We start from the raw sequence: 14,132 nt of genomic DNA, 5'->3' as shown, positions 1-14,132 counted from the left end.
TAAGTTTAGGTTTGATTAGTTTTATTGGTTTAGTTAGGTTAGAAAAGGGTAGATAGAGATCTACTCTTTTTTTTTGCTCAAAAGTGAGCGTTTCCCAAAAACATGTTTTCTAACATACCTTTAATATTCACTTAACACATATTTGTGTTTTTCAACATATCTTTGTCGTAGATTTTATTTCATAAGTTTAGGTTTGATTAGTTTTATTGGTTTAGTTAGGTTAGAAAAGGGTAGATAGAGATCTACTCTTTTTTTTTGCCCTAGACCAAGCTAAATCACCTCTCGCCTTAACAGTTTTGAAGAATTCCATAAGTGCGGCATCTATACTGCCAAACATCCCCCATGCAGCACAATCCTCACACAGTGATTCCAAAGTAATTCGCATAGCATACCTGTAAAAACCTTAAGCTTGCATAAAAACAACTGCAAGCAAATCACCCTTCTGATTTTATTAGTTTCCACCATAGCCCGGAAACAAAAGAAGCAGGGAATGAAAATCATCCCTGCTTCTTTTAAGTTCGTTTTATCTAATAAAGGCTACTTCTGTCTCTTTTTCCGGTCGCCTTTCATAAAAGCCATTGGATTGTAGAAGATGTTGTCGCGCAAACGTGCCTGACGTGCCAGTCGCCAGTTCTCAACGTAAGTCAGCGCTTTGCGCAAGACATCGAAATAAAGGGCTACCATCAACACAAAAGTCAGAAGCCACATTACCCCAATATTAAACACAATCGTATCAATCCGCCAGTTGCCGATTAACTTATACGAGGCATAAAAATGAGCAGCTCCATTGTCATGAACCGGCCTGCGAAATATCGGCTCATCGCCCTGATAAATGCGATTATTGAACAAATAAGTTTTGTAGGTGCTGTATTTATCCCGAACCAGAGCCTCCAGTTTTTTATTGGAATAACGCATCCGAAAAGCATTCAGCTGCTCTTTATCGCCATTAAAGCGATCGGCTAACTCCTGGTACTTATGTTCCAGTTCCCGTGACTTATCGGCATATTCCTGCTTGTAATTTTCTTGCGAGTGGTCGAGGTAACTATCCAAAACTGCTCCCTGTCTGGGTGTAAATTCCGAACTTCCAAGAGTGGCAAAGGCCATCGGTACCGAGTCATTCTGAGGCCCAACTTCCTCCATCAAATCCCCAAAGGAATTCTTAAGCAAAGGGACTAAAGAAGCTGCTTTTTCCTCATCATGCTGCTGGGTCAAACGTCGATAGGCTTCCAGGTATTTGCCAACCTCGGGCACCCAATAATAAGCCTTAAATCCCAAATCATTCTTGTCCTGTTCTTCCCTGAAAAACTCCTTACGATAAGCGTTGTTCTTAAATTGATTCACCGCCAACGCCTCATACGACCATCGTGACACCATCGCATCGCCAATCACAGGCGTGCGATCATAGCTACTCAAGGAAGCGTGCATCTTGTTAAAATCAATAATTACACCACTAAGCAACAGTTGTGGAACCAACATCAACGGAATTAGGATATAAATAGCTACCGCTGAATTTAAGCCCGCCGATAAGTTCAATCCCAACAAGTTGGCAAAGCAGGCCGTGGAAAACAAAATGGCCCAATTGGAAAAGGTGAGATCCCGTATTTCAAGCATGTAGTGCCCTATCAGCACGAAGGACAACACCTGAATGGCCGAAATCAGAAACAAGATGATTATTTTGGATGAAATATAGGCTCCACGGCTCAGGTTCAGGAATTCTTCCCGCTTAAGAATCCTTCGGTCTTTAAAAATCTCTTCAGCACTTATACTTAAACCAATAAACAAAGCCACGACCACACTCATAAATAAGAAAGCCGGCAGGTTATCATTATTGCCCAGCCAGTAAATTTTTTCGGCCGAAAACTTAGAGAAAAAACCAAGAATTACTGCCAGAATAGGAGCTTCGAGCAAGGCAATAGCCAGGTATTGCTTATTCGATCGCTTGGTCTCAAAGTCACGCTTAATAAACAATTTTAACTGACTAAACCAATCCGGAATTTTAAAATGAACCTCCGGGAAAACTTCCTTTTCAGCCGGATTCGTCTTCATGAAATCAATCACCCGCGGCTCCACATGCTTCTTATAGCGCTCATACCAATCTTCAGGTGATATTTTACGCCGACGAATACTTTTCCCGAACGGATTCACCATCCGGGTTTCAATAATGCGCAAAGGCTGCTCCGTCTTCACATTACCACAGCTCAAGCATTCACTTTCATCCGGATTGATATAACTCGCTTGATTTTTAAAGTACGTAATGGCATCCATGGGATTACCAAAGAAAACCACACGTCCGCCTTTATCCATCACAATCATGCGGTCAAACAACTTATAAAGGTCGCTCGAAGGCTGGTGAATATTAGCAAACACCAAACGACCTTTCAGGCATTGCTTCTTCAACAAAAACATTACCTTTTCCGAATCGGCCGAGGACAAACCCGAAGTTGGCTCATCGACAAACAAAATGGCCGGTTCGCGCATCAACTCAAGGGCAATATTCAAACGCTTACGCTGTCCGCCACTCAATATTTTTTTCAGCGGATTACCCACAACCAGGTCACGGGCCTCCACCAAATCAAAGTCGTTCAAGGCCTGATCAATCTTGGCTTCAATTTCCTCATCGTTCAGATCGCCAAAACAAAAACGGGCGTTAAACTCCAGGTTTTTGTATACGGTCAAATCCTCCAGCAGCAGGTCATCCTGCGGAACGTAACCAATCACCCCTTTCAGCAATTCCTCATTGCGCGGATCATGCAAATCGTATCCATTGATGGTGATCGTTCCGCTGTTGGGTTTCAGTTTGCCATTGAGTACGTTCAGCAAAGTAGTCTTCCCTACTCCACTTCCACCCAAAATACCCACTAAATCACCCGAACGCTCCTGAAAGCTCAGCGGATGAAGGCCATAATTCTTTCGGCTAAAGCGGTATTCAATATTTTCAACATTCAGTACAATCCGTGGTTTCCCCTTTTCCTGAATAAAGCGAGTCATCACACTGCTGTAATAGATGGGAATAATCCGGGAAGTTTTCAGAATAGCCCCGGGAGGAAATACATACAGCCGGTGCTGCATCAGCCGGTGTCCGTTCATGTAAAGGTTTCGTGGTCCCCAGTACTTGAAAAAAAGCGTATTGATACTGGCTATACGAATTAACTCCAGCTCGACCTGCTGGTTCTCACGATACAGGTGTTTAATTTCCTTGTCATGATACTCTTCGTTGCCGTTTACCACAAAGAGACAAGACTTGTCCTTTACCCGTTGAATGGAATAAAGGTAGAAGCGATACAGGTTATCATACTCCTTCGGGTTGATTTTGAGTCCACGGGCAACCAGGTTGACTGTTTTTAAATCATCAAGCGTAAATCCCCCTTCTTTTCGGATGAAATTCAGCAGCTGGGCAACAATCATGAACCGGGTTCCCAAATCAAACTGGCCTACAATGTCGTCACAAATCTGACTGAGGTAAGCCTTATTGATTATTTTCCGGCCATTGCCCTGCTGCTCATACAGAATGTCCCGATTGGTGATATGGTAGTGTTCAACAAACTCGAGGTAATGCTTATGATATATTTCAACCAGTTCGCGATTAAAATTCTCATGAAGAAACGATCCGACCAAATCCGATGAATTCTTTTTAGATTCTTCATCGTGGTAATCTGTAATGATCGCAAATAACCTGATCAGCGTTTCAATGATTCCTTCATACATAAGCCCATAGTTTATGAAAAAACGGATTTCTGCATTCCTGATTCAATAGCGGAACAACAAAAACCCGTTTTGTATTTTTACAAGTTAAAAGCGTTACTGCACAAACTTTGCCCTTACCGAAGTTAACAATTCGGTCAACTTAACAACTTGTTCTTTAGTCATCGATGTAGTTCCTTCCTCCAAGGCGTAAATAGCGTTTATGCTAACAATATCAGCATAAACATCAGCTAACAACTCTGAATCTTTGTATGTTTTCATCATGTTTTCCAACTTCAACAAAGGCTCTTTTTGAAACAGGATGGCCTCAATCAATTTTGGATTCTGGAAGGTATTTTCTGAAATATGTGTGGTCAAATACAAACCTTCAATCACCGTTCCGTAAAGTACCAGGTATGAAACTTCCGTTCTTCCTTGCTGGTTCAGGTACGAATAAGCGTTTTGAAACATGTCGGTAATAATTTCAACCAATTGGTCTTTGTTATCCAGGTTGGCTTCAATTTTATCGGCCAAATCCTCATCAAAAGCCGAAGTTAAATCCAACTCGCGCACCAAGGTTTCGCTGGCTTTAAAATAAGCCTGAACATCTGACTTTTGGTTGTAAGTTGTAGCATAAGCCAGGTCAGCCGTATAAACACCCAAATTAACAGCCCGCTCTTTTTCTGAAAAGTAGCTGCCTGCTTTTTCCGGATCGCTGGAAATTCCGACAATGTAGCTGGCCTCAATTTCGTTTAGCATATTGGCTACGTCGAAAGCTGAAGCGATGGGATATGAATATTCTTCAATTTCTTCTTTAATCGTCTCCTCAACAACCTTCGGATCTGCTTTTTTATCCTTTTTGCTGCCGGTACACGAGCTAAATCCGAAGGCAATCAAGCCTGAAAAAATAGCTAAAGAAACAAATTTGTATGTTCTTGTTTTTCTCATGTTTATGGTTTTTAATTATACGTTATTTTCTTCTTATTAAAGCCTGTTCTTCTTGGCGACACAAGTTCAAAAAAAACTCGTTTTAAAATTTTAAGCTAAAATAATATAAAATTGCTCGTAGTTGTATGAATTAACAATGATTTTTCAGTTAAATAATGCGCCCTTAGCCTTCTTCCGATACATCTTCAACCAGCCGTCAAATGGAGGACTCAGGCCAAACACACAACCTTGAGCTTAACAAACAAGAGCTTACGAAAGCTTCGAGCTGATCAGCTTGATAAATTCTTCACGCGTTGCCACGCGTTCAAAGGCCCCCGTAAAATCAGAGGTTGTTGTTATGGAATGCTGCTTTTGAATTCCCCGCATTTGCATGCACAGGTGCTGCGCTTCAATTACCACAGCAACCCCCAACGGATTCAGCGTTTCCTGAATACACTCCTTGATCTGCAAGGTTAAGCGCTCCTGTACCTGCAAGCGACGTGAAAAGGCATCAACAACCCGCGCAATTTTACTCAGCCCGGTAATGTAGCCGTTCGGAATGTAGCCGACATGAGCTTTTCCAATAAAAGGCAACATGTGGTGTTCGCACATCGAATAAATTTCAATGTCTTTCACAATAACCATTTGCTGGTAGTTCTCTTTAAACATTGCCGAACGAAGCATCGCCTCAGGATCCTGCTCATACCCCTGTAACAAAAACTGCATCGCTTTAGCTACCCGCAAAGGCGTCTTTTCCAGCCCTTCCCGACTAACATCTTCTCCCAGCAAACCAATGATCTCCCGGTAATGATCACGTATTTTCTCAGTACTCGGACCATCAAACTTTTCAATCCGTTGGTACCCGCTTTCTTTTCCGTTAAATGATTCTTCCATGTTAATATTTCGAGATGACAGGCCGGTTGCCTGTCGCAGTTCATTAGACAAAAGTATAAACTTATCTTATAAAATACCTGCTATCGTTTGACAAACCAGCCCAATGCTAAGGAACAATAACATTTCCGCTCCCAACAACCCAATTGAAAAAAAACAATTGCCTTGGATTTTAGCTGTTCCAAAAACATGCTTCGTCAGAATGCCCAGACAATAAATATTATTTCAGCTAAACGTGGCAATATTTGAACATTTCTTAAGTTTGACTTTTAAACATGCCAAGCGTATTACTAATTTTGCCCTATGATTGTTGTTACCGGAGCTGCAGGATTTATTGGAAGTTACTTAGCTGGAAAACTCAACCAGTTAGGCTATGAAGACCTCATTTTAGTCGACAAGTTTAACGATCCGCTGAAGATATCCAACTACATTTCGAAAACCTACACCCGCTTGATTGACCGGGATGATTTTTTCAAATGGCTTGAAAACAACCACGCGCAAGTTCAACACATTATTCACTTAGGCGCCCGTACCGATACCATTGGGCAGGAAGAAGCAATTTACACCCAACTCAATTTGGAATACTCTAAACAAATTTGGAACAGCTGTATTCGATTTGATTTGCCACTGATTTATGCTTCTTCGGCTTCAACTTACGGAAATGGGGAATTAGGATTTGATGACCGACACAGTCTGACCAGCCGATTTAAACCCTTAAATTACTATGCCCAGTCCAAACACGATTTTGACTTGTGGGCTTTGGAGCAAAAGCAAGCTCCCCGGTTTTGGGTTGGATTGAAGTTTTTCAACGTCTTTGGCCCTAACGAATACCACAAAGGGCGCATGGCATCGGTCGTCTACCAAGCGTTTCAGCGCATAAGTGAGACAGGCGAAATGACGCTTTTTCGCTCGCACCATCCCGATTATGCCGATGGAGAGCAAGCCAGAGACTTTATTTACGTTGAAGATGTGGCCCAGGTCATTCTGCATTTCATGAACAAGCAAACTTCTTCCGGCATTTACAATGTAGGCACCGGAGTTGCCCGCAGTTTCCTCGACTTAACGCAATGCGTATTTCGGGCGATGAACGTAAAGGGGCAAATCACCTTTGTGGACACGCCTGCGGATATTCGCAACAATTATCAGTATTACACCTGTGCAACAACCGACAAACTTCGACAAGCTGGTTATGACAAGCCTTTTACTTCTTTAGAGGATGCAATTCAGGAATACATCAATTCATTTCTGAAAGCTGAATTCTGTTACTGACCCCCTTCAAAGCCCCCAATATGGCTGCGGCAACTACTTAATGGTCGCGTGTAAACACCCAGTTTTTTCCTTTGGAAAGTTCGTTGTTGAAATAATAACCATCAAGATCGAAAGCTTTCAAGTCTTCCGGATTCGAGATATTGTTTTGCACGATAAAACGGCTCATTAAACCACGTGCTTTTTTGGCGTAGAAAGAAATGATTTTGTACTTCCCGTTCTTCAGATCCTTAAAGGCCGGGCTTATAATTTCCCCTTCGATTTTTTTCGGATCAACAGCTTTGAAATATTCATTTGAAGCCAGGTTTACCAGTACGCCAGTATTTTTTTTCAACTCGCTATTGATGGCCTGACTTATTTTTGACTGCCAAAACTCATACAAGTTTGTACCGCCGTCAATGCCAAATTTCGTACCCATTTCCAGACGGTAAGGCTGAATCAAATCCAGCGGCTTTAACACGCCATAAAGCCCGGAAAGAATCCGAATTTTTTCCTGAGCCACTTCAAAATCTCTCTCAGAAAAATGGCTGGCATCCAGCCCCTGGTACACATCGCCGGTAAAAGCCAATATGGCTTGTTTGGCATTGTCCGGTGTGAACGGTGTTTTCCAGGTCTGATTCCGCTCAAAATTAAGTTCTCCCAGCTTATCCGAAATGCTCATCAACTGAGACAAATCATTGGGCGAAAGCTTCCTCAGTTCCTTATTAATTTGCCGGGCTTCTTTTAAGAAGAGCGGCTGTGAATATTTATCAGTTACCGATTTGGATTCAAAATCCAAGGACTTGGCTGGTGAAATAAGTATGAGCATAATTTCAGTTTTTTGTGCATTTAAAACAAGCCAAAAATCAAAATGTTTAGCTATTTCAGCTCAAGTAAAACCACATTTTCCACGTGATGCGTGTGTGGGAACATATCCACCGGCTGAATTTTCACCACCCGGTATTTCTCGTCCAGCAGAGCTAGGTCGCGGGCCTGTGACGCCGGATTACAACTAACATAAACAATTCTCTGCGGAGCAACCGTTAAGATGGTTTTAACCACATCCTCGTGCATTCCGGCTCTTGGCGGGTCGGTAATGATTACTTCCGGTTGCCCGTTTTCGGCAATAAACGCCTCGTTTAGCACAGCTTTCATGTCGCCAGCATAAAAAGAAGTATTGTCAATACCGTTAATTTCAGAATTGATTTTGGCATCCTCAATGGCTTCCGGTACATACTCCACGCCCACCACTTTTTTGGCTTTCGATGCCACAAAATTAGCGATGGTTCCTGTGCCGGTGTACAAGTCATACACCACCTCATCACCAGTCAGACTTGCAAAATCACGGGCTACCTTATACAATTCGTAGGCTTGTTCTGAGTTCGTTTGATAAAAACTTTTGGGCCCAATTTTAAAACGTAGCCCTTCCATTTCCTCAAAAATATGATCGCGCCCACGATACGTAATAATCTCCTGATCGGTAATGGTGTCGTTTCCTTTGGTATTGATCACATACATGAGCGAAGTTAAATCCGGAAATTCCGAAGCAATGGCGTTCAGCAAACCTTCCCGCTTTTCAACATCTTCCTGATAAAAAGCCAGAATCAACATGGTTTCGCCCGTTGAAGCGGTACGTACAATCATGTTGCGAAGAAAGCCCTCCTGGTTGCGGATATCAAAAAACGCCAATCCGTGCTCCAAGGCATAAGCCCGAACAAAGTTGCGGATTTGGTTCGACGGATCAGGCTGCAGCCAGCACTTTTCAACATCCACAATTTTATCGAACATGCGGGGAATATGGAAGCCCAGCGCATTCATTGCTTCAGGCTCTTCTTCGGCATCCATCTCATCTTTGGTCATCCAGCGTTTGTTTGAGAAACTAAACTCCAGTTTATTCCGATAAAAGGTGTCTTTTGCCGATCCCATGATGGGCATGATCTCAGGCAACTCCACCCGTGCCAGCCGTTGAAGCTGATCCACGACTTGTTTCTGCTTGTAAAAAAGCTGCTTTTCATACGGTAAAAACTGCCATTTACAACCTCCACAAATTCCAAAGTAAGCACAAAAAGCCTCGACACGGTCGGCTGATTTTTCATGCACGTGCATTACCCGGGCCTCTTCATAACTTTTACGTTTTTTAGTAACCTGTAGGTCAACAACATCACCCGGAATAACGTGGGTTGTGAAAACAACTTTCTCATTGACACGTGCAATGGCTTTCCCTTCAGCACCAATATCCGTTATTGTAACTTGCTCATAAAAAGGCTTTTTTCTGCGGCTTCGTCCCATGATCTCATCTATATTTTCTGCAAAAATAGAAAAATGAATGACACTCCAAGCTTGGATTCTTTGCAGACTTGAGCAGAATCCCCGGAAAACCTCTCAAAGTTCGTGGATGAAGCCTTTGTTTGAAGGAGGATTACTCTCCAAAAAACATGGAAGTAAGCCCACTCTGTACAGCGAAACAGAATAAACCGAAATTTTCAGCGGGATTGTCTTATCTTTGCACCTCAATTTTCGAATAATTATGATTTCAGTTGATCAGTTAGTTGTCAGTTTTGGCGGATTTGAGCTTTTAAAAAAGATTTCGTTTTTAATCACCCCCAAGGACCGGATTGGTCTGGCCGGGAAAAACGGGGCGGGAAAATCCACCCTGTTGAAAATTATTGCCGGGCATCAGTTTCCCAGCGAAGGCTCGGTGGTTGTACCCAAAGACATCCGGGTAGGTTACCTTCCCCAGCACATGAATGTTGCGGACAACCAAAGCGTGTTTGAAGAGGCCAAAACCGCCTTTGATGAAATCCTTCAAATTAAAAACCAAATTGACCACATCAACCATCAAATTTCTACCCGCGAGGATTACGAGTCGGACGAATACATGAACCTGATTACGCAGGTTACCATACTCAACGATCGGTACCACCTGGTTGGCGGGGTTAATTTTGAAGCGGAAATTGAACAAACACTCTTGGGGCTGGGATTCAAACGCAGTGATTTTACACGAGCGACATCGGAATTCAGCGGAGGTTGGCGAATGCGAATCGAGCTGGCCAAAATCTTGTTGAAAAAGCCGGATGTCTTCCTTCTGGATGAGCCGACCAACCACCTCGATATTGAGTCCATTCAATGGCTGGAAGACTTCCTGAAAGTGTACCCCGGGGCAGTAGTATTGGTTTCGCACGACCGGGCCTTTTTGGATGCCGTAACCAACCGGACCATCGAAATTTCACTGGGTAAAATATACGATTACAAAGCCAACTACTCGCGCTACCTTGTTTTACGGCAAGAAAACCGCGAAACTCAGCTGGCTGCCTATAAAAATCAGCAAAAACTGATTGAAGACACCGAAAAGTTTATTGAGCGTTTTCGGTACAAAGCAACCAAAGCCGTTCAGGTTCAATCGCGGACTAAAATGCTCGAAAAGCTGGATCGCATTGAGATTGAAGAAGAAGACAACTCGCGCCTGAATATTCGCTTTCAGCCGCCCGAACGCTCCGGAACCATTGTTGCAGAATGCAAGCATCTGACCAAAAAATACGGGGACTTGCTCGTTCTGGATGACATTCACCTGATGATAGAGCGGGGTGAAAAAGTAGCCTTTGTTGGTAAAAACGGGGAGGGAAAGACAACCCTGGCCCGTATCATCCTGAACGAACTGGAGTACCAGGGCAGCATGAAAATAGGGCACAATGTAAAAATTGGCTATTTTGCGCAGGATCAGGCTCAACGTTTGGATGAAAACCTGACTGTTCTGGAAACCATCGACCAGATTGCCGTAGGCGATATCCGGACAAAAATCAGGGATATCCTTGGTGCCTTTATGTTTTCGGGCGAAGATGTTGAGAAAAAAGTGAAAGTGCTTTCCGGTGGAGAACGCTCGCGGCTCGCCATGATCCGCCTGATGCTGGAACCAGTGAACTTTCTGGTGATGGACGAACCGACCAACCACCTCGACATTCGCTCAAAAGAAATGCTCAAGCAGGCTTTGGCCAGCTATGAAGGAACTGTCTTGGTTGTATCGCACGACCGGGAATTTTTGGATGGCCTGGTGAATTGTATTTACGAGTTTAAAGACCGAAAGATCAAACAACACCTCGGAGGCATTTACGAGTTTCTGCGCCGAAAAAAGCTGGACTCCATGAAGGAACTGGAGCGCAAAGACCGAAGCAATCCGGTTGCTGAAAAGAAAGAAAAAACGCAGTCTGTTGAAAATAAACTGAGCTACGAAGAACGTAAAGAGATCAACAAAAATATCAGCCGGCTGGAAAAGCAAATTGCACAGGCAGAAGAAACCATCACCGAGATGGAAGCTAAGCTGGAAGAATTCGACTTAAAAATGGCTCAACCGGAAAACATCAACGATTCCGACATTTTTGAACAATACGATCAGTTAAAAACCAGGCTGGAGCAAGTGATGCACGAATGGGAAGCCAACCTGGAGGAATATGAATCTTTGAAACTACAAAAAACATGGTAAACATGAACCGACCACAAAAAAATACCGATGACTTTATTTTTGGCATCCGTGCCGTTATTGAAGCCATCGACTCAGGAAAAGAAGTTGAAAAAATACTGATCAAAAAAGGATTAGGCGGAGAGCTGTTCAAGGAACTTTTCGAAAAAATCAAAGAAAACCAGGTTCCGTTTCAATATGTTCCTCAGGAAAAGATCAACCGGGTTACCCGCAAAAACCACCAAGGCGTTTTGGCCTTTATTTCGCCGGTAACATTTTATGATGTGGAGAATTTCCTGCCCGGGCTGTTTGAGGCCGGTAAAAACCCATTGATTCTTGTACTTGATCAGGTGACAGATGTGCGAAACTTTGGAGCGATTGTACGAACGGCTGAATGCGCCGGAGTGGATGCGGTTCTGATTCCTGAAAAAGGTGCGGCCCGAATCAACGCCGATGCAGTAAAAACATCAGCCGGCGCCTTGCACTTGGTGCCTATTTGCCGAACCAAAGACCTGAAGAAGAGTGTCCTTTTCCTCAAGGAATCCGGTTTGAAAATTGCGGCTGCCACGGAAAAGTCATCAGACAACTATACCCAAGCCGACCTGACGGGGCCAACAGCCATTGTGATGGGTTCAGAGGAGCGGGGAATTGAAAAGCAGATTTTGAATTTAGCCGATGCGCAGGTCCAAATTCCAATTCTTGGAAAGATCGAATCGTTAAATGTATCTGTCGCAGCCGGCTTATTGGTTTATGAAGCTGTCAGGCAGCGGCTTCATCATTCATGAATCGGCACCTGACGCTTAAAGGTTTCTTCCAGGGAAATAAAAGTTTCCGTACTTGATATTCCGGGAATTTTCTGCATCTTGTCACTTAAAACCTCTTTGAGGTGTTCATTATCACGGGCATACACTTTTACAAAAATAGCGTACTGCCCCGTGGTATAGTGGCATTCAACAATTTCCGGAATATCCTGAAGTTGCTTGGCAACATCTTCGTAAAATCCTCCTTTTTCGAGGAATACCCCCACATAAGTGCAGGTTTTGTAATCCACCTTCTTCGGATCAATGTGGTAGCCCGAACCGGTTATCACCTTCATCTCAATCATCCGGTTGACGCGTTGATGAACAGCAGCACGTGAGATCCCCACCTCTGCAGCAACATCCTTAAAAGGAATCCGTGCATTTTTAGTTATAATGTCCAGAATGTGTAAATCAATCTGGTCCAAGTTGTTTCGTAGTGTCATATTCTATCTTCTGACTTAATTTATTGCGCCCAAAAGTACGCATTTTTTAGCAGATAGTTTAATTACAGGTGCCCAATCATTCAAAATGAAAATAAACCGTTTCAAACTCACGGAACTACCTTTGCAAAATCCATTCTCAAGCAAGGCAAACCAAAGGAATAAGATGCCCATAACTGATCAATTCTTCCAAACAAAAAAGACTCCCATAATTGGGAGCCTTTCATCTATACGAATCTATCTAAAATGATCTTCAACTAAAGGACAGGCACCAACCTTAGAATTTTTCCAGGGTTCTCAATCGCCACATAAACATAGCCATCCGGGCTCATCTCCACATTCCGAACACGGCCAATTCCCTCCAGTAGTTTTTCCTGATGAGTAACCTCGCCACCTTCCATCACCACGCGCTCAACATACATAAAACGCAGCGAGCCAACCAAAATATTGTTTTTCCAGTTTTCATACCGGTTTCCTTTCACAAAGGTGGTTCCACAGGGAGCGATGGACGGTACCCAATAAGTTACCGGCTGCTCCATCCCCTCTTTCTCGGTCAGCTCGGTAAAAGTGGTTCCATCGTAATTGATTCCATAAGAAATGACAGGCCAGCCATAATTCCGTCCGGGCTTGATCAGGTTCAGCTCATCGCCACCACGTGGGCCATGCTCTGTTTCCCAAATCTCGCCAGTTTCCGGATCCATGCACGTGCCTTGAGGATTGCGATGTCCGTACGAATAAATACTGCGCATGGCGTTGGGCGTATCGATAAATGGGTTGTCTTCGGGAATAGCTCCGTCATCATAAATCCGGTGTATCTTACCACTGTGATTACTTAAACTTTGTGGGTTTACATCACGGCTTCCGCGATCGCCAATGCCAAAAAATAAATAGCCATCCTTGTCAAACTCCAGCTTACAGCCCCAGTGATGCCCCTTGTTGGAATCAGGCGTTCCGTTAAAAATAACTTCCTGATCTACCAGCTGATTTCCGTTAAGCCGGGCACGCATCACATTGGTGCAACCTTCCTCGCGCTTATCATCGGCATAGCCGGAATATGAAATATAGAGCCAGCCATTTTCCTCGTAATCAGGGTGCAACTCCAGGTCCATCAGTCCCCCCTGCCCTTTCACCATAATTTCAGGCAAGCCGGATATTTCCTGCAACTCATCATTGGTAAAACGAAAAAGCTTCGCTGAGCGCTCAGCAATCAACAAGTCGCCATTGGGAAGAAACTCCAGGCCCCAGGGAACTGCTAAACCGGAGACCACTGTGTCAACCAAAAAGTTTTGCACTTCAGACTTCACCACTTGATTGCCGGAAAGAGCCGGTTTCAAGCTTGCTTTATCTTCCGGAATACCTGCTTTCACATATTCAGCAAGTGCCGAAATCTCTTCGGTGGAAAAGGTGGCTTCAAAGCCTGGCATCCCCATTTCCTCCTGTCCAAAAGTAATGCTGTGAACAATGGCGGCATTGTCATCGCCATACATCCAGTCTTTATCTTCAAATTTTTCAAGCTGATTGCCGTGACATCCGGCACAGTAGTTTTGATAATTCGCTGCAGCCTGTTCCATCTGCTGTTCGCTGTGCTGGCCGTTGCCCACCGAACAACTTCCAAACAAAAAAAGCAAAGCAAGCAACGAAACAGAAAATTTAGGTACGTTTTGATTCATTTTTTTAGCGCTTTAAGTTTTCATT

At 43.6% G+C, this 14,132-nt stretch carries 10 protein-coding genes; 3 read left to right on the top strand and 7 right to left on the bottom strand.

The genetic code is table 11. The annotated features are described in order from the left end of the window. Nucleotides 1–537: 537 nt before the first annotated feature. The 3 genes from Q1A18_RS14945 to folE all read right to left on the bottom strand — a co-directional run bounded on the left by Q1A18_RS14945 (nt 538) and on the right by folE (nt 5,502). Nucleotides 538–3,705 carry an ATP-binding cassette domain-containing protein gene (locus Q1A18_RS14945; RefSeq protein WP_299582254.1) on the bottom strand — a complete coding sequence of 1,056 codons (3,168 nt, stop codon included), beginning with the start codon at nt 3,703–3,705 and terminating at the stop codon, nt 538–540. Between the two features lie 93 nt (nt 3,706–3,798). After that, nucleotides 3,799–4,629: a hypothetical protein gene (locus Q1A18_RS14940; RefSeq protein ID WP_299582251.1), complete on the bottom strand. Its 831-nt coding sequence runs from the start codon at nt 4,627–4,629 to the stop codon at nt 3,799–3,801. A gap of 249 nt (nt 4,630–4,878) precedes the next feature. Then, on the bottom strand, nt 4,879–5,502 hold the full coding sequence (folE, locus tag Q1A18_RS14935) for a GTP cyclohydrolase I FolE (protein WP_299582248.1): 624 nt from the start codon (nt 5,500–5,502) through the stop codon (nt 4,879–4,881). A 300-nt stretch (nt 5,503–5,802) separates the two neighbouring features. Here folE and rfaD point away from each other — a divergent pair, with 300 nt between their 5' ends. After that, the gene (rfaD, locus tag Q1A18_RS14930) at nt 5,803–6,768 is read left to right on the top strand and encodes an ADP-glyceromanno-heptose 6-epimerase (RefSeq protein WP_299582245.1); all 966 of its coding nucleotides are present in this window, start codon (nt 5,803–5,805) and stop codon (nt 6,766–6,768) included. A gap of 37 nt (nt 6,769–6,805) precedes the next feature. Here the strand turns inward: rfaD and yaaA are convergent, their stop codons facing one another. Together yaaA and rlmD are read right to left on the bottom strand one after the other, a co-directional pair. Continuing rightward, the gene (gene yaaA, locus Q1A18_RS14925; protein ID WP_299582242.1) at nt 6,806–7,573 is read right to left on the bottom strand and encodes a peroxide stress protein YaaA; all 768 of its coding nucleotides are present in this window, start codon (nt 7,571–7,573) and stop codon (nt 6,806–6,808) included. A gap of 50 nt (nt 7,574–7,623) precedes the next feature. Further along, nucleotides 7,624–9,033: a 23S rRNA (uracil(1939)-C(5))-methyltransferase RlmD gene (rlmD, locus tag Q1A18_RS14920; RefSeq protein ID WP_299582239.1), complete on the bottom strand. Its 1,410-nt coding sequence runs from the start codon at nt 9,031–9,033 to the stop codon at nt 7,624–7,626. A 238-nt stretch (nt 9,034–9,271) separates the two neighbouring features. Here rlmD and Q1A18_RS14915 point away from each other — a divergent pair, with 238 nt between their 5' ends. Further along, nucleotides 9,272–11,221 (top strand): ABC-F family ATP-binding cassette domain-containing protein, encoded by a 1,950-nt coding sequence (locus Q1A18_RS14915; protein ID WP_299582236.1) that lies wholly within the window; start codon nt 9,272–9,274, stop codon nt 11,219–11,221. Nucleotides 11,222–11,223: 2 nt separating this feature from the next. Continuing rightward, nucleotides 11,224–11,982, top strand: coding sequence for a 23S rRNA (guanosine(2251)-2'-O)-methyltransferase RlmB (gene rlmB, locus Q1A18_RS14910; protein ID WP_299582233.1), 759 nt, complete (start codon nt 11,224–11,226; stop codon nt 11,980–11,982). On the opposite strand, the gene Q1A18_RS14905 is transcribed toward rlmB, so the two are convergent. Continuing rightward, entirely contained in the window at nt 11,973–12,440 is a 468-nt protein-coding gene (locus Q1A18_RS14905; RefSeq protein WP_299582230.1) for an Lrp/AsnC ligand binding domain-containing protein, read from the bottom strand. The genes rlmB and Q1A18_RS14905 overlap by 10 nt on opposite strands. A 254-nt stretch (nt 12,441–12,694) precedes the next feature. Next, nucleotides 12,695–14,107 carry a PQQ-dependent sugar dehydrogenase gene (locus Q1A18_RS14900; protein WP_299582227.1) on the bottom strand — a complete coding sequence of 471 codons (1,413 nt, stop codon included), beginning with the start codon at nt 14,105–14,107 and terminating at the stop codon, nt 12,695–12,697. Nucleotides 14,108–14,132: the final 25 nt, after the last annotated feature.

The organism is uncultured Sunxiuqinia sp. (genome assembly GCF_947495665.1).
Lineage (GTDB): Bacteria > Bacteroidota > Bacteroidia > Bacteroidales > Prolixibacteraceae > Sunxiuqinia > Sunxiuqinia rutila.
The sequence above is the reverse complement of the archived record's forward strand: the minus strand, read 5'-3'. Positions and strand labels throughout refer to the sequence as shown.

Bases quoted from the DNA above. Each gene is read 5' to 3' on its own strand.
- Q1A18_RS14945 (WP_299582254.1), bottom strand. From the start codon at position 3,705: ATGTATGAAGGAATCATTGAAACGCTGATCAGGTTATTTGCGATCATT.
- Q1A18_RS14940 (WP_299582251.1), bottom strand. From the start codon at position 4,629: ATGAGAAAAACAAGAACATACAAATTTGTTTCTTTAGCTATTTTTTCA.
- folE (WP_299582248.1), bottom strand. From the start codon at position 5,502: ATGGAAGAATCATTTAACGGAAAAGAAAGCGGGTACCAACGGATTGAA.
- rfaD (WP_299582245.1), top strand. From the start codon at position 5,803: ATGATTGTTGTTACCGGAGCTGCAGGATTTATTGGAAGTTACTTAGCT.
- yaaA (WP_299582242.1), bottom strand. From the start codon at position 7,573: ATGCTCATACTTATTTCACCAGCCAAGTCCTTGGATTTTGAATCCAAA.
- rlmD (WP_299582239.1), bottom strand. From the start codon at position 9,033: ATGGGACGAAGCCGCAGAAAAAAGCCTTTTTATGAGCAAGTTACAATA.
- Q1A18_RS14915 (WP_299582236.1), top strand. From the start codon at position 9,272: ATGATTTCAGTTGATCAGTTAGTTGTCAGTTTTGGCGGATTTGAGCTT.
- rlmB (WP_299582233.1), top strand. From the start codon at position 11,224: ATGAACCGACCACAAAAAAATACCGATGACTTTATTTTTGGCATCCGT.
- Q1A18_RS14905 (WP_299582230.1), bottom strand. From the start codon at position 12,440: ATGACACTACGAAACAACTTGGACCAGATTGATTTACACATTCTGGAC.
- Q1A18_RS14900 (WP_299582227.1), bottom strand. From the start codon at position 14,107: ATGAATCAAAACGTACCTAAATTTTCTGTTTCGTTGCTTGCTTTGCTT.